The 24,548-nt window shown below is 61.1% G+C and carries 20 protein-coding genes; 7 read left to right on the forward strand and 13 right to left on the reverse strand.

Translation table 11 applies throughout. From position 1 onward, the window contains the following. Positions 1 to 56 precede the first annotated feature (56 nt). The 3 genes from BLS13_RS02030 to BLS13_RS02045 all read right to left on the reverse strand — a co-directional run bounded on the left by BLS13_RS02030 (position 57) and on the right by BLS13_RS02045 (position 2,405). Positions 57 to 440, reverse strand: a complete 384-nt coding sequence (locus BLS13_RS02030; RefSeq protein ID WP_093449369.1) for a response regulator — start codon at positions 438 to 440, stop codon at positions 57 to 59. Beyond that, entirely contained in the window at positions 437 to 1,951 is a 1,515-nt protein-coding gene (locus tag BLS13_RS20860) for a sensor histidine kinase (RefSeq protein ID WP_218123215.1), read from the reverse strand. Before BLS13_RS20860 ends, BLS13_RS02030 begins: the two co-directional genes overlap by 4 nt. A gap of 274 nt (positions 1,952 to 2,225) precedes the next feature. Further along, positions 2,226 to 2,405 (reverse strand): hypothetical protein, encoded by a 180-nt coding sequence (locus tag BLS13_RS02045; RefSeq protein WP_093449371.1) that lies wholly within the window; start codon positions 2,403 to 2,405, stop codon positions 2,226 to 2,228. Positions 2,406 to 2,566: 161 nt separating this feature from the next. On the opposite strand from BLS13_RS02045, the gene BLS13_RS02050 reads away from it, so the two are divergent. Beyond that, entirely contained in the window at positions 2,567 to 2,773 is a 207-nt protein-coding gene (locus BLS13_RS02050; RefSeq protein WP_093449373.1) for a hypothetical protein, read from the forward strand. 9 nt (positions 2,774 to 2,782) lie between these two features. Here the strand turns inward: BLS13_RS02050 and BLS13_RS02055 are convergent, their stop codons facing one another. From BLS13_RS02055 to BLS13_RS02065, 3 genes are read right to left on the reverse strand one after another with little or no spacing between them, the layout of a single operon-like run. Beyond that, positions 2,783 to 4,054 (reverse strand): DUF445 domain-containing protein, encoded by a 1,272-nt coding sequence (locus tag BLS13_RS02055; RefSeq protein ID WP_093449375.1) that lies wholly within the window; start codon positions 4,052 to 4,054, stop codon positions 2,783 to 2,785. A 56-nt stretch (positions 4,055 to 4,110) separates the two neighbouring features. Beyond that, positions 4,111 to 7,176: an efflux RND transporter permease subunit gene (locus BLS13_RS02060; protein ID WP_093449376.1), complete on the reverse strand. Its 3,066-nt coding sequence runs from the start codon at positions 7,174 to 7,176 to the stop codon at positions 4,111 to 4,113. Between the two features lie 9 nt (positions 7,177 to 7,185). Next, a complete protein-coding gene (locus tag BLS13_RS02065; RefSeq protein WP_093449378.1) occupies positions 7,186 to 8,355 on the reverse strand; it encodes an efflux RND transporter periplasmic adaptor subunit in 1,170 nt (389 codons plus the stop codon). 220 nt (positions 8,356 to 8,575) lie between these two features. Here BLS13_RS02065 and BLS13_RS02070 point away from each other — a divergent pair, with 220 nt between their 5' ends. Continuing rightward, complete coding sequence (locus tag BLS13_RS02070; protein ID WP_093449379.1) at positions 8,576 to 9,298, forward strand: SIMPL domain-containing protein; 723 nt, start codon at positions 8,576 to 8,578, stop codon at positions 9,296 to 9,298. A 67-nt stretch (positions 9,299 to 9,365) separates the two neighbouring features. Here BLS13_RS02070 and BLS13_RS02075 read toward each other — a convergent pair whose 3' ends face one another. The 3 genes from BLS13_RS02075 to BLS13_RS02085 form a co-directional block, all read right to left on the reverse strand. After that, positions 9,366 to 9,611 carry a GlsB/YeaQ/YmgE family stress response membrane protein gene (locus BLS13_RS02075; protein WP_093449531.1) on the reverse strand — a complete coding sequence of 82 codons (246 nt, stop codon included), beginning with the start codon at positions 9,609 to 9,611 and terminating at the stop codon, positions 9,366 to 9,368. A 120-nt stretch (positions 9,612 to 9,731) separates the two neighbouring features. Beyond that, positions 9,732 to 10,031, reverse strand: a complete 300-nt coding sequence (locus tag BLS13_RS02080) for a CtrA inhibitor SciP (RefSeq protein ID WP_093449381.1) — start codon at positions 10,029 to 10,031, stop codon at positions 9,732 to 9,734. Positions 10,032 to 10,144: 113 nt separating this feature from the next. Further along, complete coding sequence (locus BLS13_RS02085) at positions 10,145 to 10,420, reverse strand: hypothetical protein (RefSeq protein ID WP_143011846.1); 276 nt, start codon at positions 10,418 to 10,420, stop codon at positions 10,145 to 10,147. Between the two features lie 127 nt (positions 10,421 to 10,547). Here BLS13_RS02085 and mnmA point away from each other — a divergent pair, with 127 nt between their 5' ends. After that, positions 10,548 to 11,678, forward strand: coding sequence for a tRNA 2-thiouridine(34) synthase MnmA (mnmA, locus tag BLS13_RS02090; protein WP_093449384.1), 1,131 nt, complete (start codon positions 10,548 to 10,550; stop codon positions 11,676 to 11,678). A 250-nt stretch (positions 11,679 to 11,928) separates the two neighbouring features. Here mnmA and BLS13_RS02095 read toward each other — a convergent pair whose 3' ends face one another. The 4 genes from BLS13_RS02095 to BLS13_RS02110 form a co-directional block, all read right to left on the reverse strand. Beyond that, complete coding sequence (locus BLS13_RS02095) at positions 11,929 to 12,657, reverse strand: DUF305 domain-containing protein (RefSeq protein WP_093449386.1); 729 nt, start codon at positions 12,655 to 12,657, stop codon at positions 11,929 to 11,931. 8 nt (positions 12,658 to 12,665) lie between these two features. Then, positions 12,666 to 14,225 (reverse strand): LVIVD repeat-containing protein, encoded by a 1,560-nt coding sequence (locus tag BLS13_RS02100; protein ID WP_176943388.1) that lies wholly within the window; start codon positions 14,223 to 14,225, stop codon positions 12,666 to 12,668. A 350-nt stretch (positions 14,226 to 14,575) separates the two neighbouring features. Then, positions 14,576 to 17,065, reverse strand: a complete 2,490-nt coding sequence (locus tag BLS13_RS02105; protein WP_093449387.1) for a TonB-dependent receptor — start codon at positions 17,063 to 17,065, stop codon at positions 14,576 to 14,578. A gap of 368 nt (positions 17,066 to 17,433) precedes the next feature. Further along, on the reverse strand, positions 17,434 to 18,816 hold the full coding sequence (locus tag BLS13_RS02110) for an amidohydrolase family protein (RefSeq protein WP_093449389.1): 1,383 nt from the start codon (positions 18,814 to 18,816) through the stop codon (positions 17,434 to 17,436). 131 nt (positions 18,817 to 18,947) lie between these two features. On the opposite strand from BLS13_RS02110, the gene BLS13_RS02115 reads away from it, so the two are divergent. The 4 genes from BLS13_RS02115 to rbbA all read left to right on the forward strand — a co-directional run bounded on the left by BLS13_RS02115 (position 18,948) and on the right by rbbA (position 24,545). Continuing rightward, positions 18,948 to 19,148, forward strand: a complete 201-nt coding sequence (locus tag BLS13_RS02115; RefSeq protein ID WP_093449390.1) for a hypothetical protein — start codon at positions 18,948 to 18,950, stop codon at positions 19,146 to 19,148. A gap of 86 nt (positions 19,149 to 19,234) precedes the next feature. After that, entirely contained in the window at positions 19,235 to 20,725 is a 1,491-nt protein-coding gene (locus BLS13_RS02120) for an efflux transporter outer membrane subunit (RefSeq protein ID WP_256325660.1), read from the forward strand. Next, complete coding sequence (locus BLS13_RS02125; RefSeq protein ID WP_093449392.1) at positions 20,722 to 21,795, forward strand: HlyD family secretion protein; 1,074 nt, start codon at positions 20,722 to 20,724, stop codon at positions 21,793 to 21,795. Before BLS13_RS02120 ends, BLS13_RS02125 begins: the two co-directional genes overlap by 4 nt. Beyond that, positions 21,792 to 24,545 carry a ribosome-associated ATPase/putative transporter RbbA gene (rbbA, locus tag BLS13_RS02130; protein WP_093449393.1) on the forward strand — a complete coding sequence of 918 codons (2,754 nt, stop codon included), beginning with the start codon at positions 21,792 to 21,794 and terminating at the stop codon, positions 24,543 to 24,545. Before BLS13_RS02125 ends, rbbA begins: the two co-directional genes overlap by 4 nt. The last annotated feature ends 3 nt before the right edge of the window (positions 24,546 to 24,548 follow it).

Here is a 24,548-nt window from a genome sequence, read left to right on the forward strand (position 1 = left end):
ATAGCCATCCACCCTGTGAGTTCGCCGGGATAGCATCGATGGGCGGCAGATCGTCCTTATGGCGTGTCCATGTCCAGTGCGGTGCGGATGGTGTTCCGCAATTTCAGTGCCGATATCGGTTTGAATAACACCGCTGAAGGATGATCCAGCTGGATCCGGGCCATCGTCGATGGCTCGCGAGACCCTGTGATGAAGATCATTTTCGATCCGATCGTTTCGTGAATGGCGAGGGCGGCATCCACGCCGTCGCCTTCTCCACGCAGGCGCATGTCCATCAAGACCAGCATGGGGCGATGTTCGCGCGCCAGGCGGACGGCATCGGCGGCTGTCGCAGCGGTGCCGCAGACCGTAAATCCCATATCTTCGACTTGCGCCGCGAGGCCCTGGGCGATGAGAAATTCGTCATCCACGATGAGGATGCTGTTGCCGAGATCGCTCATGATGAATGGGCCTCCGGCAAGCGGATTTCGGTTCGCGTTCCTCCACTGGTTTGCATGCTCATTCGTCCTTGCAACTGATCGATCAGGCCGTTGATGATCGTCAATCCCAGCTTATTTGGGCGCACTTCATCTGAATGCATTCCTTGTCCGTCATCTTGAACAATCAGTACCAGTGAGCCTCCGTCATCGCGGTCGAGGCTGACCTTTATGGTCCCTGCGCCGGTGGGGAAAGCATGCTTGAGGGAATTCGTGACCAACTCGGTCACGAGCAGTCCCAGCGGAATGGCAAAATCCAGCCCGACCTTTAGCGAGATGGCTTCGACCGAAAGGGTGATGTTCATCTCCGGCCCGCCGTCCACGATATTGTGCGACAATTCGCTCAGAAACGGGGCAATATCAAAGGTCTTGAGATCGGACGAGTCCATCAGCTGGTGATGGACGAGCCCGAGCGCGTAGATGCGCCCGCGCAGCCCCTGTAATGCAGCGCGGGAATCGGCATCCGATATCGCGCGCGATTGCATGACGAGCAGGCCATCGACGATCTGAAGATTGTTTTTTACCCGGTGATATACTTCGCGCAGCAGCAGATCGCGCTGTTGCAGCGCCGCCGTTCGTTCCTCCAGCGCCAAAGCGAGATCGGCTGACGTCTGCTGGAACGCGATCTGGGCTTTATGGCGCTCGTCGATATCCTCGATCACGCCGATCAACAGCCTTGGTTCACCATTATCTTTCATTTGCACGATCGTTGCCGAAATCCGGACCCAGATTGGATGACCGTCGCGGTGGCACATCCGCAGTTCGCGCTTCATCACCGTGATCTCGCCCGTCTGCATCCGTGCGAGGTCGCCGTGCAGCCGGTCTTCGGGCCACGTCAGTTCGCTTCCGAGCTCCCCTACTAATTCCTCGGGCTCATATCCGAGCATATGTGCAAAAGCCGGATTTACGCGCAGCAGGCGGCCAGTGAACGGATCGGCCTGTATCTTACCGACGGCCGCCGACTGGAAGCTGATGCGAAACTCCTCTTCGCTGCGCGCCTGCGCTTCCTCGGCAGCGCTGCGCTGCGCCATTGCCTCGACCAGACGGCCATTGGCGGCGGTAAGTTCGGCTGTCCGCTCGGCCACGCGATGTTCGAGCTGGAGGTTTGCAAGCCGTGCCTTGGCTTCACTCTCGCGCAACGAGGCGGCTGCTTTTCGTTGATCGGCCAGCAGTTCCGAAAGTTCGGCATTAAGCTGCGTCAGTTGCAAGGGCCCTGGTACGCGCATCAGTTTCGGGATCAGCGGCCAGAGCATCACGGCCGTTCCGATCGAAAGAATTGCCGTCACCAGTTTGACGAGCCCCTCTACGCCATAAATGGGAAACCACAGCGTGACGATTGATAGAAGATGGGTGGTGCCGCACGCTACGATGAACGCCACGAACAGATAGGCAATCCAGCCATATGGCAGATCGCGCCGACGCCGGGCGAAGGCGAACAGGGCCAGCGGAATCGAGAGATAGGACAGACCGGTCAACCCATCCGATACGGCATGCAGCGCTACGAGGCCCGGTGCCCAGCTCAGGCAGAAGCCATGTGCGGTCAGGCCTGAGGGGTTGAACAGCCAATCGAGAAGCGGCACGAGTGATACCCCGCGAGGTGAAAAAGACCCCGACCAAAGGGGTGGGGCGTATGTTGCGAAAATCGTAACGCGTAAGTCGCTTAATTCTACTGTTCGTGAACCAGTTCCGTAGTTTACCTGATAGGCGGCCGCACCCCCTATCGTTTCTGTGCCAGCAAACGGCCAACGTTTAACGTAACTTTGAAATGCCAAGTCCATCGGCTTTCGCGCGATCTTTCACGGACTCTTCGCTTCGGGTGAGGGCCTTCGCGATCGCTTTCAGTGCCATGCCCTTCTTGGCCAGCACGTGCAGCTTTTGGATCTCGTCGCTTGTCCAGGGTTGCTTATGCCGTTCGAACCGTTCCGCCATATCATGCCCCTCATATTATAGTCCCTTGTCGCACCGCATTGCCGCGGTGTCGATGCGGCTATCTTGGAGCGCTGATGCAACCATTGCATCAGCGGAACGTTCTACCCGCGATATGATGTCATATCGTGCGGGGACGGCCCTGCACTATAAGGGGAAGCGCAATGAACCGTCTCACTACGCTCGAGCGTGCATATGAACTTGCCAGGACGGGCCCTTGCGTCAACGTTGACGAGATTCGCGCGCAACTCAAGCGCGAGCGGTTTGAAGCGGTCGATGGCCATTTGCATGGATCGATGATTACCGGGCAGCTTCGGGCATTGTGCCGCGCCAAGCGTGCTGTCGTACCGGCCCGGCGCGCCGGCGATTGAACGCTGCCGTCAGAGCCAGATGGAAACGGCGTGCAGTCCGAGCCCGACCAGCCCGCCAACAATCGTTCCGTTGACCCGGATATATTGCAGATCCCGGCCCACGGCATTTTCGAGCTGGAGCGTCACCGTGCGTGCATCCCAGCTCCTGATCGTTTCCGATACAAGTTTGACGATGCCGTCCCCATAATCGGCCACCAGACCCACAGTTGCGCGGCGGGCGAAGCGGTTGATCGTGCGGCGCAGACGGGCATCGGTCTGCAGGGTGTTGGCAAGCTGCTTCAGTGCTTCGGCGATCTGGCCTCCCGACGCGAGATCCGGGTTGCGCGCCATTTCTATCAAGCGACGTCGGCCATTCTGCCATAAGGTATCGATCCAGGCGCCGACGGCCGGGCTGTCCAATATCTCGGCCTTGAGCGTCGCGATCTGCGCCTGCATGTCGGGATCGTTCCGTAGCTTATCGGCGAGGCTTTCCAGCCCTTCCTGAGCTTTCAACCGCAACGGATGGAGCGGATCGGTTGCCATGTCGTCAAGCAGCTTGTGCAGCCCTTCGACAATGGCAGTCGACAGCTTTTCGTCGAGACCTGTCCAGCGCATCACCTTGCCAGCGCGCGCCTGCACCATGTCATGGATCATGTCTTCGTTGTGGAGAAGAACCCGGCTGGCCCAATTGATCAGCCCGTTGAGCATTTCCGCATGCCGATTTTCAATGATCGCCGCCTGCAAAGCCTGGCCGAGCAGGGGAGATATATCGAATGCCCGTAGGCGCGTGGACAAAGCGGACTTCACCATGCCGCCGAAACGATCGTCGTCGAGCGATTCGAGCATCGTCGCGAACAGCCGGCCGATGCCATCGCGCATCCGTCCGGTCCGCGGCGGATTCGACAGCAGCCGGCCCATCGCGGCGGCGACATCGACCCGCACCATGCGCCGCGCGACCACCGATGCCGTCAGGAAATTGACACGCAGAAAAGAGGCCAGGCTGTCGCCTATGCGATCCTTGTTGCGCGGGATGATCGCCGTGTGCGGGATCGGCAGGCCGAGGGGATGGCGAAACAGCGCGGTGACGGCGAACCAGTCGGCGAGACCGCCGACCATTGCCGCTTCGGCAAAACCGCGGGCATAGCCCCAGAAGGCGGGCTGACCCGGCCCCTCGTGCGTGCGCGCAAGCAGGTATAGCGCGGCCATCAGCAGCAGCAGGCCCGTCGCGACGATACGCATGCCGCGGACCCCGCCTTGCGCGGGGTTGAAACGGTCTAGCCCGGTCGCGGTCAGCAAATTCATTCCGTCAAAATGGCTGGTGTCGCCGATAGTTCAACTGGCGAAACAGTTTGCGCCGATTATTCCGCCGGATGTGCCTGCGGGACAGGCCCATTCTTCCCGCCCACCACAAGCTTGCGCCCGAGCCAGCTGCCCAGCCGGCCCTCAAAGCCTATCGCGAGGCTGAAGCTGGCGGGAACGATCACGAGCGTCAGCAAGGTCGATAGCAGCAGCCCGCCGATCACGGTGATGCCCATGGGCGCGCGCCAGCTCCCGTCGCCGGTGAAGGACAATGCGACGGGCAGCATGCCCGCAACCATCGCGACGGTCGTCATGACGATCGGCTGGGCACGCTTATGGCCGGCATCGATGATCGCTTCGGTCTTGGGGACGCCCTTTTCCATTTCCTCCAGCGCGAAATCGACCAGCAGGATCGAGTTCTTGGCCACGATCCCGAACAGCATCAGAAAGCCGATAAACACCGGCAACGACAACGCGTTGCCCGTCAGGTGCAGTGCGAGCGCTCCGCCGAGCGGCGCCAGCACCAGTGAGCCCATGTTGACCATCGGCGGCAGCACCCGCCGATACAACAGCACCAGCACCGCAAACACCAGCATGATACCGGCAAACACAGCGATCAGGAAATTCGATACCATCTGCGCCTGGAACTTCTCCTGGCCGAATTTCACGCGGTTGACGCCCGTCGGCATGTTGGCGACGGCCGGCAGCGCTTCGATCTGCTTTTGCGCCGTGACGACGCCCGGCGCCAGATCGGCGGTGATGGCAATACGGCGATTCTGATTCTGACGACGCAGTTCGGATGGTCCCGCACCGAAGCTGATGGCGGCGACGACCTTCAGCGGCACCGAACCGCCGCGCGTCGTCGGCACCGGCAGATTCTCGATCGTGCCGAGATTGCGCCGCGCGTCCTCGTCCAGCGAGACCCGGATCGGGATCTGGCGATCCGAAAGTGAGAATTTGGCGACGTTCTGATCGATATCGCCCATCGTCGCGATGCGGATCGTCTGACTGAGGGCTGCCGTCGTCACGCCCATATCGGCCGCCAGATCGAAGCGCGGGCTGATGGTGATTTCGGGGCGCGGTGTATCGCCTTCGATGCGCGGTGCGCGCAATTCCTTGAGCTTGCCCATCTGCTCCACGACCTTGAGCGCCTGTGCGTAAAGCTTCACCGGGTCGTCGCCGGCCATCATGAAGGTCACGTCGCGTCCCAAGCCGCCCGACTGCGACTGGAACGTCACCCGGGCGTCTGGAATGGCGCCAAGCTGTGGTGCCAGCGCACGTTCGAATTCAGTGCTCGTGCGCTTGCGTACCGAGTTGAGGGTCAGATAAATGTCGGCATTGCCAACCTTCACGTCGGCGAAGGCCGCGGCAACATCCGGCTGGGCCCGCAAGATACGCGATGCCTGCTCCGCAACATTCTCGGTCTGCTTGAGCGTCGCGCCCGGCGCCATCTGCACCTTCACCTGACTGTAATCGAGGTTCAGCGGCGGCTGGAAGGTCATCGGCAGGGTTGCAAACGACCCGATCGTAAGGACAAAAGCGACGACGGCGATCAGCACGGTCTTCCACCTGTGCCGCAGCGACCAGCGCAGCACCGTGAGATAATGATTGATCCATGCGGCGTCGCCATGCGGCTTGGCGCCCTCCGCCTTCAGGAAATAGGCAGCGATCATCGGCGTGATCAGTCGCGCCACGCCAAGGCTGAGCAGGACGGAAATCACCACGGTGATACCGAAGCTCTTGAAGAATTGCCCCGAAATGCCCGGCATCACGCCAACCGGCAGGAAGACCGCGACGATCGCCATCGTCGTCGCCAGCACGGCAAGGCCGATCTCGTCGGCGGCGTCGATCGATGCCTGATAGGCGGATTTACCCATCCGCATGTGACGGACGATATTTTCGATTTCGACGATCGCATCGTCCACGAGCACGCCGGCAACCAGGCTCAGCGCCAGCAGGCTGATGCCGTTCAGCGTGAACCCCATCAGATCCATGAAATAGAAAGCAGGGATCGCCGACAGCGGAATAGCGAGCGCGGAGATTGCGGTCGCGCGCCAATCGCGCAGGAACAGGAATACGACGAGCACCGCAAGCACGGCGCCTTCGATCATCGCCTCGATCGCCGAATGATATTGGGCCTTGGTATAATCGACGCTGGTGTAAAGCTGGGTGAATTTTACGTTGGGGAACTGCTTCTTGAGCTTCTCCAGCACCTTCATCGCTTCGTCATAGACGGTGACGTCTGATGCGCCTTTCGACTTCGCCATGGCGAAGCTCAGCACTTCGCGGCCGTTCATCCGCGAGATGCTGCGCTGCTCGGCATAGCTGTCGCGGACGGTGGCAATATCAGACAGACGCACCGTCTGGCCGTTGGGCAGCGCGATCAGCTTGTCACCCAGGGCAAAGGCATTTTTTGCGTTGCCGAGCACACGGACAGATTGTTCGGAACCTGCGATTTCAGCGCGACCGCCGGAGGCGTTGACGTTGGTCTGCCGCAGTTGGGCGTTGACCTGGCTGGCGGTGATGCCATGTGCCTGCATCTTCGCCGGATCGAGGACAACCCGGATCTCGCGGCTTACACCGCCACCGCGGTTCACAGATGCCATGCCTTCGACGCCGAGCAGAGACTTGGCGATCGTATTGTCGACGAACCAGCTCAACTGCTCGACCGTCATATCCACGGCCTCGACCGAGAAATAGGCGATCGGGCCGCCATCAATTTCAATCCTGGCGATCTGCGGCTCGAGAATGCCGTCGGGCAGCTGGCTGCGGATTTGCGACACGGCATCGCGCACGTCGTTGGTCGCTCGATCGATCGGGACGCCGATCGCGAACTGGACGACGGTGCGCGAATTGCCTTCGCTCACATAAGAGGTGATCTCGTCGACGCCGTTGATGCTGCGAACGGCGGCTTCGATCCGCTGAGTCACCTGCATCTCGAGCTCGGGCGGGGCCGCGCCAGGTTGCGACACGGAAATGGAGACGGCCGGAAAGCTGATGTCCGGATTCTGGTTCACGTCCATCCGCAAGAAGCTGATGATGCCGGCGAGCGTCAGCGCGATGAACAGCACGATCGGTGCAACCGGATTGCGGATCGCCCAGGCAGAGATATTCTTGAAATTCATGGTGCTGCCTTACCGGCCGACCTTCACGGTTGGCTTCACCTTATCGCCTGGATTGAGGAAGGCGCCGGCTGAATAGACGACCTTCTCGTCCCCGCTCAGGCCGCTTCGGATGGTGATGCCGGAATCGGATACATCGCCGACCTTTACCTCGCGACGGGCGACGATATTATCGGGCGTGACGATATAGACATAGTTGCCCTTGATGTCGCTGAGCACGGCGCTCTCGGGCAATTGCGGTGCGGTCGTCCGACCGGCCGTGATCTGTGCGGAGGCGAACCCCCCGGGGCGTAAGGCAGGGTTGTAGGGAAGCTGGATGCGTGCTGTACCCTGCCGGGTTAGCGGATCGATCACCGGTGAGAGCTGCCACACCGTGCCGTTAAAGGATTGCGACGAACCAACCGGCGTGACCACCGCCGTCGATCCGACGTGCAGGCGCGCGACATCGCCCTCGGACATCAGCGCCTTGATTTCAAGCTCGCCGCCCTTGGCCACTCGGAACAGGGCGCCATTCGACGGGCCGACCACCTGGCCGGGCTCGACCGCGCGGGTCAGCACGAGCCCCGCCTCGGGCGAACGGATATCGAGCCGCCCCATACGCGCCTGCGCCTGGCCTAGCTGCGCCTGGGCGACTGCCACGCGTGCGATCGCGGCATCGCGGGTTGCCGCCTTGCGCTCGAGGTCGGCCTTGGAAATGAAGCCGCGGGCAACCAGAGCCTGGGCGCGCTCATAGTCCGATCGGGCAATATCGGCGTCGGCGCGCGCGACACGCACCGAAGCGGCAAGCGACCCTGCCTCCTGCGACTGCACCGAACGCTCGATCGTGGCGAGCGTCTGCCCGGCTTTCACCCAATCGCCCGGTTCGACGAGGACGCGCTGTACCATGCCGCCTTCCCCCGCGACGCCGACCGGCATTTCGCGCTTCGCCGCGAGTGAGCCGGTCGCCGAAATAACCGATGCGACATCCGCCCGTCCGGGCACGATGATGGTGACGGTGGGGGCCGTATCGGGTGTCGGTGCCGTTTTTTTGCGGCCGAACACCATCATCGCGATTACGACGATCAGCCCGATCGCCACGACGCCAGCAATGATCATCAGCCGCCGACGGCGTACCGAACCGTCGTCAAGACCATAAGCGGCATAATCGGATGCATCCTGATGGATGCCGGATTCGACGTTCATCCCCACACACTTTCTCTTCGCGAGCTATCGCAGCCCCAGCATGGCGGCTGTATTATATTAATAAGGCACCTCGCTCAAGGCCGGGATTCACGTTCCCCTTTCCCGCACTTGAACGGACACTGCCGGCAGACGTTCAGCCCTTGTGCAGCCTTACCCAAGCATTCACTCTAGCATGTCCATCAAAAGCGGCAATCGACGACTGAACCAAATTGGATAAGATATGAACAAATTTCCTACAGTTTTTGGATCAATATTGCTAGCATCAGCGTCATTCGTGCCCGGAGGCGCCTTCGCACAGAATTCGGCGCCTGTCATCAACGGTACACGGCTGGATATTGTCGCGACGGGCGAGGTTGAGGCGGTCCCCGATATTGCGCTGATCGGGGCGGGGGTCGTGACGCAGGCCCCGTCCGCCGGCGATGCAATGGCCGAAAATGCACGCAGGATGGCGGGTACGCTCGCCACGTTGCGAAAGGCCGGGATCGCGGACCGGGATATCCAGACAAGTGCGGTCAATCTCAGCCCGCAATATAAATATGCGGACAATCAGCCGCCGGTCATCACCGGCTATCAGGCGACGAGCCGGGTCAGCATACGCTTTCGCGAGGTGAGAAAGGCCGGTACGATACTCGATGCGCTGGTGACCGCTGGGGCCAACCAGATCGACGGCCCCAGCCTGCAGATCGACCATCCCGAACCGCTGCTCGATCAGGCGCGCGAACGGGCAATGGCGCAGGCACGCATGCGCGCCGAGCTCTATGCGAAGGCCGGGGGCCTGCAGATTCGGCGGATCGTGGCGATCAGCGAGGGTAATGTCGAATCGCCGCCGCGGCCGATGCCGATGGTAGCCATGGCGCGGTTCAAGGAAGCTGCCGATACCGCCATTCAGCCGGGTGAACAGAAGCTCTCGGTCAGCGTGTCCGTCACATACGAACTGCAATAAGCGCGGACGCAACAAAAAGCCGCCGGCATCATGCCGGCGGCCAATAGTCTTTCATTTCGGAAAGGCGTTAACGCACCGCACCGCGACGGACGAGATTGATGATCGCCAGCAGGATGACCGCGCCGAGGAAGGCGCTGAGCCAACCATACATGCCGCCGCCGATGGTTGGTCCGAAGAGGACGCCGCCGATGAACGATCCGATGATGCCGACAACCACGTTCAGGATGATGCCCTGTTGGCCATCGGTCCGCATGACGATGCTGGCGAGCCAGCCGATGATGCCGCCCACGATAAGAAAAATAATAAGATTCATTGCACCCTCCTGTTCCATGAGGAACGGCCGCCGCCGGTAGCGAAAGCCATCAGGAGTAAATACGTTCAAGCGCGGCCGTAGTTCCTTTTGCCTCCGGTCCGCGCTTGGCAACGTTGCGAATCAGTATTTCTGTTGTCGCTCGTAAAGCGATTTATAGTGTTGGATGCGCGTGACCCGCAGGCCGGGCATGCCCGATCGCTCGACCGCACGCTGCCATGATGCAAACTCCTCGACGGTGAGCGCATATCGCTCGCACACCTCATCGATACTCAGCAGGCCACCGCTGACCGCTGCTACGACTTCAGCCTTGCGTCGAACCACCCAGCGGGTCGTTCCGGGCGCGGGCAGGCTTTCCAGCGTCAGCGGTTCGCCGAGCGGGCCAATAACCTGGGCGGGACGGATTTTTTGATTCTCAATCATACGCAACCTCGACACGGTCCTGCGACCAAAGCTTGTTTCCCCGTCACCATCCCTAGACAGGGGGGACTCAAGGAAGCTTGAAATGTCAGGGTAAACACGACCGTCATCTTCCTTTACAACAGCTTGTCGGCAAAATGCGCGGCGGCTTCCTTATGGAAGCTGCCGAGCATGACGGCCCGAGCATCCTGCCAGCCATCCTCGCAGCGCAGGACGGCGATGGCAGGCTCTGACGATCGCGCCCGGGGCGGCGCATTCGTCAGACTGTTAGCCAGTTGCGCCGTCGGCGTTTCGGCCTGGGCGGCGTCAAGCGCCGCACGCAGAACCTCAAAGTCCGGAGCGGCGAGGGGTTGGCATTTAAGGGCGTCAAATTCGTCGAATGAGATCTTCACGCCCGCCTCCCTGCACTGGTGTCTCCAGCTCATGAACGGGTGATTCAGCCAATTCTTTAGCGCCCGGGTGACGATTGTCGCCACGGCCGGAATGGCGAATGCCGCCGCTTGCTGCTAAAGGCGCCGAATGGATGGTGATTTTCAGATTGTCGGCCGCGAAGGGGCTGCTTCGCTCAAAGGCGCGCGCATCGTCGTGGCGATGTCGGGCGGCGTCGACAGCTCGGTCGTCGCGGCGCTGGCCGCCAGGACGGGCGCCGAAACCATCGGCGTGACGCTGCAGCTCTACGATCATGGCGCGGCGGTCGGGCGTACCGGCAGCTGCTGTGCCGGCCAGGATATACGCGATGCGCGCGCCGTCGCCGATCGCATCGGCATCGCGCATTATGTCTTTGATTATGAAAGCCGCTTTCGCGATTCGGTGATTGCCGACTTTGCCGATGAATATGCGGCCGGGCGGACCCCGATTCCGTGCGTGCGCTGCAATCAGGGCGTAAAATTTACCGATCTGTTCGGCATCGCCCGCGATCTCGGCGCGGATTGCCTGGCGACCGGCCATTATGTCCGGCGGGCGATCGGTGCCGATGGCCAGGCGCAATTGCACCGTGCGGCCGATCCGGCGCGGGATCAGAGCTATTTCCTGTTCGCCACGACGCAGGATCAGCTCGATTATCTGCGATTCCCGCTCGGTGGCATGCCGAAGCCTCGCGTGCGCGAGATCGCGGCGGAAATCGGTCTTGGTGTTGCCGCCAAGCCCGACAGCCAGGACATCTGCTTCGTGCCCGACGGCGATTATGCGAAGATCGTCCGAAAGCTGCGCCCCGAGGCGGCCGATCCCGGCGATATTGTCGACCTGCAGGGGCGCGTGCTCGGCCGGCACAAGGGGCTGATCCACTTCACCGTCGGGCAGCGCCGCGGGATCGAGATCGGCGGCAGCCCGGAGCCGCTCTACGTGGTGCGGCTCGATCCGCTAGCCAAGCGGCTGATAGTCGGGCCGCGGCGTGCGCTGGCGGTATCCGCGGCTGCGCTCGACGATATCAACTGGATCGGCGGCGATTATGTCGGCCCGGTGACTGCGAAGGTCCGCTCGCTCGCGAAGCCGGTGCCGGCGCGCTTCGATGGCCAGGCCGTGCATTTCGATCAGCCCGAATATGGCGTGTCGCCGGGGCAGGCCGCAGTACTCTATGCCGGTGAGCGGATATTGGGGGGGGGCTGGATCCGCGAGACGGTGTCGGCCGCGCTGGAGGATGTCGCGGCTTGAGGCGCTTTTTTGCAATTCTTACTGAAGCATCATCCGGGGCTTCGCGCGGGGAGCATTTAACTTGTGTTGAAAAACCCAGTTGCGGCCGTTCCTGCCACTTTTGGGCAAAGCATGTTCATGCAGCCGTGGGGCCCCGCAGCCGAGTGGTATAGGCGTGTGGCACAAGCTGTGTGACTTGAGGGCAGATCCTCAGACAGGGAATGCCGAAGCGTTCAGGATTTTCCGGAGGCTGCTATGGCCATGTTTACGATCAGCGGGGCGGGCGCGTCACTGCGATTTCGATTTCGGGAAAGGGTAGCGGCCTGGAGCCGGCATGCCGAAGCAATGTTTGCATTGTCGCGGCTTCCTCGCTCTGTTCCCGCACCATGAGGGCCGCGGCACGGGCGACGGTCGGCGTCTCGGCATGGCGGTCGGCAAAGCGGGCCATTGGTATGGCGCTGAGATGGTGCCGGAGCATCAGCTGCAGGAACAGGATATCGAGCGATTTTCCGCTGGCGGCGCGCAGCTGATTCAGTTCCGCCGATGACGCCATTCCCGGCATCCCGCCGGATGCCGAGCATAGCCGGGCATAGGCTTGTTCCGGGGTCCATGACTGTCCCGCTGAGGTGTCCATCCACGCCATCGACGATGTTTGCGGCAACAAGGGACGGCGCCACATCTTGAGCCAGCCGCGCATTTCACCGATTTCGAGCAACTGGTTGTGCGTGATCTGCGAGGCCAGGCCGGTAATTTGGGGTGATGCGCTTCCCGCAACGATGCCTGCCATCACGACGGCCTGGTCATGATGCTGGGCCATATGCTGCAGGAAGCCGACATCGACCGTTCCGCCGGCGACCTCGCGGACTGGAACGTGCTGATGCGCGCGCCACCACATCGCCCCGGCCGAAACGACCGCCAAGCCGAGCAAAATGCCCAGCGCTACGGAAAGGCTCAGTCGAGCGCGATCAACCGCGAGCGGGCGCATGAGCAGGCTGTTCATCAGCCTGCTCAATCGTCCGAGGGCCGGACCTGCGTCGCCGGATCACCGGCGTTCGACGGCTGCCGGTACACGCCATTGGTGAATCGCAGCACCTGGACGCCATTGTCCTGGCACGTCGCCCAGAGCTGATCGCTACCCACGAAGCGGGGCGGCGAAGTGCACCATTCCGCTGTAAGCTTCGCGGTATATTCGCTGGAGCCGAACACGCCGTTGGCGTGCTCCGATCCCTGCAGAAGCACATTTTTGCCCGTCTGCGCAGGCGGGTTGTAATAAGCGATCTCGCGAATATCGTTCGGCCCGGTCGTGCCGAACACGCGGATGCCCGAATTGAAATAACCACAGGCGATCGCAGTCGGCTCATCGCGGCGATCCACGGTGCAGTAATGGCTGTAATATCCCGCGAACAGACCCGTTCCCTTGGTATCGCTGCTCGCGACCGTGCTGTTCGCCGGCAATTGGATTTCAAGTTGCAGGTTCCGCACGATAACGGGGTTGGTTTCATCGGAAATGTCGATGATCCGCACCGTGCCAAATTCGTCCGGAGCGATCAGATAGGGGTGCCCGCCCCATGTCACGGGAATGGTCATCTGGGCCGCGCCGGTCGAGTTCCACGAGACTGAGCCAAGCTCGCGGATGGTTGGCACGGGTGCGCGCCGTTGAATGTCGCTGACGTCGAAAATGCGAATGCCCGCCGGATTCAAGCTCGCGATATAGAGTCTGTTTCCATCTTTGCTGAACGAAAAGCCGTGATTGAACGTGCCGGTGCTGCCCACGAAGACGATCGTGGGCAGCTTGGGGTTCGATACGTCGATTGCGGTCAGGACCCCGAGCGCAAAACCGGCAGCCCAATAGGTCATGCCGTCGGGCGACCAGCCGCCTTCGTGGCCCAGGACGTTTGCCGGGATGCTCAGATTGCCGATGCCGTTCTGGAGCTCGGGCGCTGCGCAGCCCTTGTTGAGGTCATAGACCTCGAAGAAAGCCCCGCCGACCGCGACCCCGCCGGATACGCCGCCGAGCAGTCCCCGCTTCTCGTTGACTTTCAGGCTTTCCCAGGGGCTCAGCATCGATGCGGTGGTCAGGCGCGTGGCGAAGCGCGGCCGCGCCGGATCGCTCAAATCGACCACCTGGACACCAGGCGAGCGTTTCAACAGTCCGGTCAATGTCGTCGCCATATAGGCGCAATTGCGGTAGAAGGGGTTCACCCACGATCCGCCTTCGCCCTGATATCGACCGACCAGTTCGAGGTTGCAGCGGTAGCCCTGCTTGCTGCGGCCGCTATTGCGATCGGCTAGCGGCACCTGACCTTGCAATCCCGTTTCCGGCAGCGAGCCGGCGCCGCAATTCGCGTGCGGAATCACGTCGCTGTCGAGCGAGGCCGTCGTGAGTGAAGCCGACGCGGTTTGCCCGGTTGACGACGTGTTTTGGGTGGAACTGTCGGCGGCGGCGGCGGCGGTGCTGGTATCACCGGCGCTGTTGCTGCTGCTCGACTGGGCCGCGATCAAGGCAATGCCCGATACGGCCATGACGGCTGCTGCCGTTCCCACGATAACCTTGCCGGAAAATTGCATGTTCTCTCTCCATAGGGCCCAGCATCGACAGGCTGGATTGCTTCCGTGCATTGCGGATCACACTCACCCACTTGGCGCCAGTGGTGCAATGCTGTGCCCCACTATTTGTGGTAATATTTCAAGGTGTGGAAGAAATAATCTCAGTATTACTACATAATAAAATTTGGTAATAGATTATGATCGACGGAATTTGTTCATCTATGCTAAAAAATTAACAATATTAGAAATTTTATGTGCACAATGAGGCGCAATCCCCCAGCAATACCGGGGGATTGTTTATTCCAAGTCGTAAATGCGCCTAATAATATTTTTAATTAGGAGCGCATTGCCAATTCGAAGAAACTGGCGCGTTAGTTCCAGGTGCCGCTGCCGAAATGGATCCGCAGGCGTGCGCCGTAGAACCTGGGCCGGCCAAGGCTGCGCGAATCGTAGCCGAGGCTTCCAAGGAGGCCGTTGGTCGACACGACCGTGTTCTGGTTGGTCACATTCTGTGCCCAGAGGCCAAGGTCGAGCGGTCGTCCCGCGATGGAGGACCAGTCGAGGAACAGGTCCAACTGGTTGACCGCGGTCGCCAGCGGGCCGGTGGCCGCAGTCTGATACCTGTCGACGTGGCGATACGTCGCACCAAGGCTGAGGTCACCGGATTCTTTCGGAATGGGAACCAGTAACGTGCCGGTGATCGCGGCGGACAATTTAGGCGAATATGACAGTACGCCTCCGGCCTGTGCCGACAAGCTGGCGACATAGCCGAAATCCAGAATATTCTGTGGCACGGTCAGGTCTTTTACTTTGGTATTCAGGTAGGTCACCGTCCCGTTCAGGCGAAACCGATGGTAAAAGGTAAGTGTCGAGTCCAGTTCGGCGCCATAAATGTGCGAACTGCCTGCATTGATGATCGTCGTCGTGAGCGGCAGCGGCCGGTTGTCGGTGGGATTGGCGTCGATCAGCGAGGCCTGAATTTGCTGGTTGGCAAAGTTCGAGTAAAAGCCTGCCACGTTGAAGGTCCCCGAAATCGGTCCGCGGAACTGCGTTTTGAGGCCTATTTCATAGCTATCGAGCTTTTCCGCATCGTAGCCGTTGAACCCCGGCTGGGCCGTCGCAACCACGCCGCCCTGGCGATAGCCGCGCGAGTAGGTTGCGTAGGTCATGATCCCCGGCGAAAGGTCGTAGGCGACGTTGAGCGTCCAGGTCGGCGCCTCGGTCGTGCGGCTGTCCTGATAGGCGCAATTCGTCAGGCCGGTGTAGCCGGGACCGCAGATGCGACCCTGTGGCGCGACCAAGTCGACCGGATTGAGGGGAGTCGGATCCGGGGTGAAGATCACCGACTGCAGCTGCGAATAGACCTCCGATTTGTCTTTCGAGTAGCGAATCCCGGCGGTCAGATGCAGAGCGTCCGTCAGATCGTAAGTTCCCTGGGCGTAAATGCCCAGATTGGTAAACTTCGTCGATAATGTCGTGTCGTTCAACGAACTTGCCGGCGAGGCCAGGCAGCGGACATTGGCGATGTCGACATCGACATTACAGATGGAGCCGAACGAGGGAGAGTAGTTCCGCAGGCGCTTCGGAGGCGTGCTCTTCTCGAAATAGGTTCCGGCTTGCCATTTCAAACGGCCCGACAAGGACGTGCCGCTAACCTGAAACTCCTCAGTGAAATTGCGCTGCCAGTTGCTATATTGACCTTCTGGAAGATTGTTCTGCGGCGTAAATATAAAGGTGTCCGGCGGAAAAAAGTTGAGCGGCCCGAGCAGGGTGGTCGGCCATGTTCCGCCGATCGTCGAGGCCTCAAATTTCTGTCTCGAGTCCGAATAAGAGAAGATATTCTTCAGGCGTAGGTTGTCGCTGATCTGGAACGTCGTGTGATTGATAAGCTGATAGACCTTCGTGTAGGCTTGTGGGGTCTTTGCATAAGATGCGACCTGATAGAAATCGCCGCTCTGCTGCAAGCGCTGCACGTCGCCGGAAGCAAAGGCCCCAAATCCGACGGCCGGGTCAGCGGCATAGACTTGCACTTGTTCGGGCTGGTGATCGGTGAAGAAATAAGAGCCGACCGTGTAGTTCTCGATATCCGGAGTAATCTCCCATAGCGCGCTTCCGCGAACGGCGATGTAATCGACATCGGCGAAACGGCCGGTGCCAACGCCGGTGACGTTCTTGATCACTCCGTCGCGCTTCATATGATCGACGCCGAAGCGCAGCTTGAAGGTTGAAGAAACAGGGATGTTGATGACACCCTGAATGCGATGCATGGCATAGTTGCCGTAGCTGCCTTCAAGATAGCCTTCGAATTTGTCGGTAGGGCGCTTCGGCTGCAGCAGGACGGCACCGCCGGTCGTGTTGCGTCCGAACAGGGTTCCTTGTGGCCCCTTGAGGACCTGAACATTCTCGAGGTCGAAAAGATTGCTGGGATTAGCGCCCTCGCCCGAACCCGTGAACTGATTGCCGCCCCGCGGCGCCACAACCTCTGCGAAATAGCTGCCGACGGTCGCTGAAGTGCGCAATTCCTGGCTGAAGCCACGAATGGCAAAGGACGTTTGTTCCGAACTGTAGCGCTGGTTCGCCGTGAGCCCGGGGACATATTTCGTCAGGTCGGCGGCATTGGTGATATTGTACCTGGCAAGTTCCTTATTGGATACGACATTCAACGAGATCGGCACATCCTGGGCAATTTCGTCTTGGCGGCGTGCCTGAACGATGATTTCCTCGGTCTCGCCGTTCGATTTCTGCGCCGAGGAATCCCCCGTATTGTCGGCCCCCTTCGCGGCCCACGCTTCGCCCCCCCCGACAACGGCGACTGCGGCCACTCCCGCAACAAGGATAAACCTGAATTGTACTTTCCTCATGATATCTCCTCTTCCCGTTATTATCTCGCGTGTATTTCACGTGTTTTTTGATTTTTGGCTCAGTTCAATCACTCGACGGCCGGTACCGTTCGCTAGTGGCCAGGATTTCCCTTTAAGAACTCTGACAGGGCTGAATTCCAGAAGAAATATTCAGCATTATTTCGATATCGTAGATTTCCGACTGTCAACTGATCGAGGATTAGTGATGATTGTAAGAAAATTGGCTAAAGCAGCGAAGAAAAATGAAAATAACAATATAGAATAAATTAGCGAATTGCATTCGGGGAGCGCCAGCGTGGCCCCCCCCCCGCCCCGACGAGCAGCGGCAAATTCCTGCCGCCGCCAGATCGGTTCTGTTCGTCAGCGCATCAGGCGTGGACCCGTGCCCGCCACAGATCTTCCTGCAGCATGCCATCGATCTCCGGCATGCGCTCCTCGCCTTCCGGTTCGGCGAGATATTGGCCGCGCGTGTGGAAGTGCGCGATCAGTTCTTTGCTAAGCGGCTCGTGCTTGCCGAATATTGCCTCCAAAGGCACGCCGATCCTGGCCGCGATCGAGTCGAGCTTTGCCTTGTCCAGGCCGAGCGCATTGATAGCGTTCTGGCCCATGATACCGATCGCCTCATCCCTGGGGATGTTGCCAAGCGCGTCACGCAGCCACTCGATCGTATTGGGCCAGGTGCCCTCGCCATGCGGATAGTCGCGTCCGAACCCAAGTCGGCTGATGTCGAGGTCGTGACGCATTGCGACCTCGCACCTGCGGATGAACGAGAGGCCGTTGAAGCAGTTGGTCGTCCAATATTCGCTCGGCTTGCGCCTGGCCGGCAGGACGTCGCGGTGTGCCTCGAACTGTTCGTCGAGATAGTTGAAGACGCGGCCCATCCAGTCACCGTAGATCTCACTAAGCACGAGCTTGAGGCGGGGGTAGCGATCGAACACGCCTCCCATCATCAACTGCCACATGGCGCGGCGTGGCTTGACGCTTGCGAAGACCTTGCCCTCGAAGAACTGCTTCGAAAGCTTTTCGATCGCGGTCGCAACATCGGACTGTTCTTCGCGGATGGTCTGGCCAATGCGGTGAAACATCGCGCCGAGCTCGCCCTGACGTTCGCCCTGGCCGGCATGCATCCAAAGCAATATCCCGCGTTCCTCGCAGCGCGCCCAGAACGGATCCCAATATTTGTCGAACAGCGGTGGTTGGCCAGGATAAGTGGTGAAGCCGGGCAGAGTGGTCGCCTTGAAACCATGATCGGCGATCCAGTCGAGTTCCTCGATGAGTTCGTCGACGCTACGCCATGGCGCAGAGCCGAGGATGCCGATCAGATAGAGCCGGTCAGGCTCGGAACCAAAGGTGTCGTACAGCCAGCGGTTATAGGCCTTCACGCCCGCGTTGCAGCGATCCATGGTATGATCGCGATTCGACGACTGGTAGAACAGGCCGGTTGCGCGCGGGTCGCCACTATGGATGAACTCGGCGGCGATGCCTTCGCGATCCATTTCCTGCATACGGATCTTGTGATCCCAGACGCCGAGCCCGTAGCCGTTACGTACCGCGCCATCATGGTCATAGATGTCGTAAAGATCGGCATTGTGCATGCGTTTGAAGAAGTGACTGCTCACACCGATGAAGTCGCTGTTTTCCTGGTTCAGTACAGGCAGGAAGTCATGATAACGCTTGTCCAGGTATTTCGGCCAGGCATCTGGGGGCATTTGTGCGTGCCCGTCCATCGAAACAATCGTGAGCCTTTCCATCTGCAATCCATCCTTTCTTTATAGTGTGTGACATCGGGCGCCGTGGTGTCTGCCAGCGGGCGTCTGAGGCGAATCCATGTTGTCGCCGTAACCGTACATCAATGTACACTTAATGAGGTAGATGTCCATGTGTGTTTTTCGGGGCAGCCAATTTCGTGGAGGACGGAACTTCGTCGCGCCTCGATGTCCGGTTGCGCGCGGCTGTCCGTAAGCTGCTCGCCGAGGCTGGTTCCAGCGCCATCACGCGCATTTTTGCACAGGTGATCGACTATCGCGAATGGCCGATGCGACCGGATGATTACGTAGATCGCTCAGGCGCTTTGGCGGGTTAGATCGCAGTCAAAGCGGCCAATCTGTCGAGGACATGGGGCCGGATGCAGAAATGGAGGGATGTCGCAGAGCCAGGCGAGGAAATTGCATGCGAAGATTGAACATGGCCGCAGAGATGACGCAGGTGTCGGGCGTCCGTTCGTTCGGCATTGTCCGCAAGCTGGGCTTCGCCTTTGGTCTGCCGGGATTCCTCGCCGGGTGCAGTTTTGCCCCATCCCATATCAGACCGGCCCAGCCAGTGCCCCAGACCTTTGCGGAAACCGCCCCGCCGGGCGTCTCGATTGCTCGGATCGGCTGGCAGGACTTCTTCCGAGAGTCCCAGCTGCAATTCTTGATCACACAGGCGCTGGCGAACAATCGCGAGATCAGGGTCGCGACAGGGCGGGTCGCAGAAGCGCGGGCATCCTGGCGCATCCAGGGGGCCGCGCTATATCCCCAGTTCGATGCGGTAGCGACAGGAACCCGCGGCCGAACGCCTGCCGATCTTTCGGCGACCGGCCAGGCGGCCACCGGTAACCAGATCTATGCGCAACTCAGCGCGAGTTGGGAAATCGACTTCTGGGGACGTCTGCGCAACCTGAACGATGCGGCACGGGCACAATATCTGGCGACCGAGGAAGCCCGGCGCGCGGTCGCGACCGATCTCATCGCGCAAGTCGCGAACGGCTACCTGATCGAGCGCGAATATGAAGAGCGCGTCGCGATCGCCCAACGGACGATCGCGACGCGCGAGGAATCGCTGCGGATCGTGCGGCGGCGCTATGAGGTCGGCGCTGGCTCGAAGCTCGACATGGCGCAGGCGCAAACCCTGCTGGCGCAGGCGCAGACTACGTTGCAGGCGCTCGACCAGGATCGCGCCATCAATCGCAACGCTCTCGCTTTGCTGGTGGGGCAACCCGTGGAGATTGCCCCCGGGCCGCTTGGTCTCACGCAGGCGAGCCCCGAATATATCCTGCCGGCGGGGCTACCTTCCGAACTGCTCGTAAACCGCCCTGATATCGTCGAGGCCGAATATGCGCTGCGTGCCGCCAATGCGAATATCGGTGCCGCCCGCGCCGCCTTTTTCCCGAATATCAGCCTCACCGGCGCCTTGGGTACGGCGAGCAGCGAACTGGGGGGCCTATTCAAGGCGGGGAGCGGAGCATGGAGCTTCACGCCCACGATGTCGGTGCCGCTGTTCAACGCCGGCCAGCTCAGAGCCGACGTCGATGTTGCCAGGGCCCGTCGTGACATCGCCGTTGCGAACTATGAGCGGACCGTTCAGTCCGCCTTCCGCGACGTATCCGACGCATTGGTCCGTCGCCGGCAGCTGGGGCTGCAGATCGAGAGCATGCGAACCATGCTGGAGGCGACGCGGGAGCGCGCCCGCCTTGCCCAGTTGCTGTTCGACAATGGCCGCTCCGCATATCTGGAAGTGCTCGACGCACAACGCGATCTCTTCGCGACCGAGCAGTCGCTGGTTCAGCTGCGCAGGGCGGAGCTGGCCAGCATCATCAGCCTCTATGCCGCCCTTGGCGGGGGTTTCCTGGCAAACCCGGCTTTCGACATCAACGCACAAAACAGGAGCCCGGCACGATGAACATGCCCCCGCAGAAATGGCTCATCCGGGGCGGTATCGCTCTTGTGCTCGTGCTGACAGGCGTTGTCCTCTGGTATCTGATGAAGCCGGCCGGGCTGCCCGATGGCATCGTCAGCGGCAACGGCCGGATCGAGGGGGTCGAGGTCGACATCTCCGCCAAGACCTCCGGACGTATTCGCGACATCGTCGCCAATGAAGGCGACTTCGTGAAGGTGGGGCAGGTCGTGGCGCATATGGACATCGATGTCCTCAAGGCCCAGCATTCGGAGGCGCAAGCCCAATATGCGCAGGCGCTCAACGCCGTCGGCACCGCGCAAAGCCAGGTCGCACAGCGCGAGAGCGAGCGGGCCGCATCGTTGGCGGGGCTCCGCCAGCGTCAGGCCGAACTGAATGCGGCGCGCAAACGGCTCGGGCGCTCCGAGACGCTTGCGCGGGAAGGGGCAACGCCCGTCCAGGAGCGTGACGACGACGAGGCTCAGGCGGAGGGCGCAAGTGCCGCCGTCGAAGCCGCGAGGGCTCAACTCGCGGCGACCGAAGCGGCGATCGGAACCGCGCGCAGCCAGGTTATCGGCGCGCGTTCCCAGGTCGATGCCGCGCGCGCGACGATCGAGCGGATCGACGCCGACATTCGCGACAGCGACCTGAAGGCGCCGGTCGATGGTCGCATCCAGTATCGCGTCGCCCAGCCCGGCGAAGTGGTCGCAGGGGGCGGGCGTGTTCTCAATCTCGTCAATCTTGGCGACATCTACATGACCTTCTTCCTTCCCGAGACCGTCGTCGGGCGGATCGCGATGGGAACAGAGGTGCGGATCGTGCTCGACGCAGCGCCGAACTACACGATCCCGGCGACAATCTCGTTCGTCGCCGATGTGGCGCAATTCACCCCGAAGACGGTCGAGACCGCCAGCGAGCGACAGAAGCTGATGTTCCGCGTGAAGGCGCGGATCGATCCGAATCTGCTTCGCAAGCATCTTGCCCAGGTGAAGACCGGTTTGCCCGGCATGGCCTATGTCCGCGCCGATCCGAAGATCGCCTGGCCCGCTTCGCTGACCGAGAACCTGGTGCGATGAACGCGGCACTTCCGCCGGTCATCGTCTTTGCCAATCTCGGGCTGACCTATGGCGAGACGAAGGCGCTCGACGATGTCTCGCTGGAGATGCCATCGGGACGGATGATCGGACTCATCGGCCCCGATGGAGTCGGAAAATCGAGCCTGCTGGCGCTGATCGCGGGTGCCCGCGCGATGCAGGCCGGATCGCTGGCCGTGCTCGGCGGCGACATGCGCGAAACGCGCCACCGAAACGACGCGTGCCCCCGCATAGCCTATATGCCCCAGGGGCTGGGCAAGAATCTCTATCTCACGCTGTCGATCTTCGAGAATATCGATTTTTTCGGCAGGCTGTTCGGCCAAGGCCATGCCGAGCGCGAAGCGCGCATATCGGACCTGCTCAAGGCGACCGGGCTGGCGCCTTTCCGTGATCGTCCTGCCGGCAAATTGTCCGGCGGCATGAAGCAGAAGCTCGGCCTGTGCTGCGCTCTGATCCACGATCCGGACCTCCTGATTCTCGATGAGCCGACCACCGGCGTCGATCCTTTGTCGCGTCGCCAGTTCTGGGATTTGATCGACCGGATTCGGTCGGGCCGACCGGGGATGAGCGTCATCGTCGCCACCGCCTATATGGAAGAGGCTGCGCGCTTCGAGTGGCTGGTCGCGATGAATGCCGGCAAGATCCTGGCAACCGGCACGCCGCAGGAGATTATGAGCCGGACCGCGACCGACAGCCTGGACGCTGCTTTCGTCGAGCTCTTGCCGGAAGACATTCGCGAAGGGCACCAGCCCGTCAGGATTGCCCCAGCCGGGCGACCGACCGGCGAAGGTTACGCGATCGAGGCGCATCACCTTACCAAAAGGTTCGGCGAATTCGCCGCCGTCGAAGATGTCAGCTTCGAAATCCCGCGCGGCGAGATCTTCGGGTTCCTCGGTTCGAACGGGTGCGGCAAGACAACGACGATGAAGATGCTCACGGGCCTCCTGCCAGCGACCGCGGGAACCGCGAAGCTGTTCGGCGGGGTGGTGGACCCCAGGGATCTGACGATCCGCAAACGCGTCGGATATATGAGCCAGGCTTTCTCGCTCTACAGCGAGTTGACCGTCCTTCAGAATCTCGATCTCCACGCGCGCATCTTCAAGTTGGACGAAGCGGCGATTCCCGCGCGGATCGAGGAAATCGCCCGGCAGTTCGACCTCGAAAAGGTCATGGATGTGCTGCCCGACGCGTTGCCGCTCGGCATCCGCCAGCGTCTGTCACTCGCCGTCGCTACCATCCACGCGCCCGACATACTCATCCTCGATGAGCCGACCTCGGGTGTCGACCCGGTCGCGCGCGACGCCTTCTGGCAAATCCTGGCCGATCTCTCGCGCCGCGACGGCGTGACCATCTTCGTGTCGACGCATTTCATGAACGAGGCCGAGCTTTGCGACCGGATCTCGCTGATGCACGCGGGCAGGGTGCTCGTCACCGATACGCCGAAGGCCATCCGCGAAGGGCGGTCTGCCGCAACGCTCGAACAGGCGTTCATCGCTTATCTCGAGGAAGCGATCGGCACGCCCCCAGCCGAGCCGGACCTGCACCTGTCCGGCAGCATGAAGGGGGCGGAATCGTCTCTTCCGAACTCGCCGGCCTCTTCCCGTCGGCGGATGTTCGATCCCGGCAGGATGCTGAGCTACACCCGGCGCGAGACGCTCGAGCTGATCCGCGATCCGATCCGTGCGACGATCGCGGTGCTGGGCACGGTGATCCTGATGTTTGTCATCGGTTTCGGCATCAATCTCGACGTCCAGGATCTCAGCTTTGCCGTGCTCGACCGTGACGACAGTGCCATCAGCCGCGATTATACCGCCGAGATTGCCGGTTCGCGCTATTTCATCGAACAGGCGCCACTGACCAACTATGACGATCTCGACCGGCGCATGCGTGCCGGCACGCTGAACCTGGCGATCGAGATCCCCCCCGGCTTCGGCCGCGATGTGCTGCGAGGCAGGAATGTCCAGGTCGGCGGCTGGGTCGATGGCTCGAATCCCAACCGCGCCGAAACCGTCCGGGGCTATGTCCAGGGTGTCCATGCCGCATGGCTCGAGGAAAAGGCGCGGCAGGCCGGCCAAAACGCGTCGGGCGGCTTCAATATGGAGATACGCTATCGCTACAATCCGGACGTCAAGAGCCTGGTAGCGATGGTGCCTGCGGTGATCCCGCTTCTGCTGATCTTGATTCCCGCGATGCTGGCGACCTTGAGCGTCGTACGGGAGAAGGAGGTGGGGTCGATCACCAACCTCTATGTGACGCCCGTGACGCGGGTAGAATTCCTTGTCGGCAAGCAGATTCCCTATGTCGGGCTGGCGATGCTGAACTTCCTCCTGCTGTGGCTCTTCGCGGTAGTCCTCTTCCGCGTGCCCTTCACGGGCAGCGTGCTGGTCTATGCGCTGGCAGGGTTTCTCTATGTGGTCGCGGCCACCGGCATCGGTCTGGTGATCTCCGCCTTCATGAAAAGCCAGATTGCGGCGGTGTTCGCGACCACGATGCTGACGATGCTGCCCGCGGTACAGTTTTCCGGGCTGATCGATCCCGTTTCGTCGCTGGAAGGCTTCGGCGCCTTCATCGCCCGCATCTATCCCACCACCTATTTCACCACGATCTCGCGCGGGGTTTTTTCCAAGGCGCTGGGCTTCCAGGAACTGACCGGCTCGTTGTTGCCGCTGGCGATCGCGGTCCCCGTGCTGGCGGCACTCGGTTCGGTGCTTGTGAAGAAGCAGGAGCGCTAGGCG

Source organism: Sphingomonas sp. YR710 (genome assembly GCF_900101455.1).
Lineage (GTDB): Bacteria > Pseudomonadota > Alphaproteobacteria > Sphingomonadales > Sphingomonadaceae > Rhizorhabdus.

Bases quoted from the DNA above. Each gene is read 5' to 3' on its own strand.
- BLS13_RS02030 (WP_093449369.1), bottom strand. From the start codon at position 440: ATGAGCGATCTCGGCAACAGCATCCTCATCGTGGATGACGAATTTCTC.
- BLS13_RS02045 (WP_093449371.1), bottom strand. From the start codon at position 2,405: ATGGCGGAACGGTTCGAACGGCATAAGCAACCCTGGACAAGCGACGAG.
- BLS13_RS02050 (WP_093449373.1), top strand. From the start codon at position 2,567: ATGAACCGTCTCACTACGCTCGAGCGTGCATATGAACTTGCCAGGACG.
- BLS13_RS02055 (WP_093449375.1), bottom strand. From the start codon at position 4,054: ATGAATTTGCTGACCGCGACCGGGCTAGACCGTTTCAACCCCGCGCAA.
- BLS13_RS02060 (WP_093449376.1), bottom strand. From the start codon at position 7,176: ATGAATTTCAAGAATATCTCTGCCTGGGCGATCCGCAATCCGGTTGCA.
- BLS13_RS02065 (WP_093449378.1), bottom strand. From the start codon at position 8,355: ATGAACGTCGAATCCGGCATCCATCAGGATGCATCCGATTATGCCGCT.
- BLS13_RS02070 (WP_093449379.1), top strand. From the start codon at position 8,576: ATGAACAAATTTCCTACAGTTTTTGGATCAATATTGCTAGCATCAGCG.
- BLS13_RS02075 (WP_093449531.1), bottom strand. From the start codon at position 9,611: ATGAATCTTATTATTTTTCTTATCGTGGGCGGCATCATCGGCTGGCTC.
- BLS13_RS02080 (WP_093449381.1), bottom strand. From the start codon at position 10,031: ATGATTGAGAATCAAAAAATCCGTCCCGCCCAGGTTATTGGCCCGCTC.
- mnmA (WP_093449384.1), top strand. From the start codon at position 10,548: ATGGATGGTGATTTTCAGATTGTCGGCCGCGAAGGGGCTGCTTCGCTC.
- BLS13_RS02095 (WP_093449386.1), bottom strand. From the start codon at position 12,657: ATGAACAGCCTGCTCATGCGCCCGCTCGCGGTTGATCGCGCTCGACTG.
- BLS13_RS02100 (WP_176943388.1), bottom strand. From the start codon at position 14,225: ATGCAATTTTCCGGCAAGGTTATCGTGGGAACGGCAGCAGCCGTCATG.
- BLS13_RS02105 (WP_093449387.1), bottom strand. From the start codon at position 17,065: ATGAGGAAAGTACAATTCAGGTTTATCCTTGTTGCGGGAGTGGCCGCA.
- BLS13_RS02110 (WP_093449389.1), bottom strand. From the start codon at position 18,816: ATGGAAAGGCTCACGATTGTTTCGATGGACGGGCACGCACAAATGCCC.
- BLS13_RS02120 (WP_256325660.1), top strand. From the start codon at position 19,235: ATGCGAAGATTGAACATGGCCGCAGAGATGACGCAGGTGTCGGGCGTC.
- BLS13_RS02125 (WP_093449392.1), top strand. From the start codon at position 20,722: ATGAACATGCCCCCGCAGAAATGGCTCATCCGGGGCGGTATCGCTCTT.
- rbbA (WP_093449393.1), top strand. From the start codon at position 21,792: ATGAACGCGGCACTTCCGCCGGTCATCGTCTTTGCCAATCTCGGGCTG.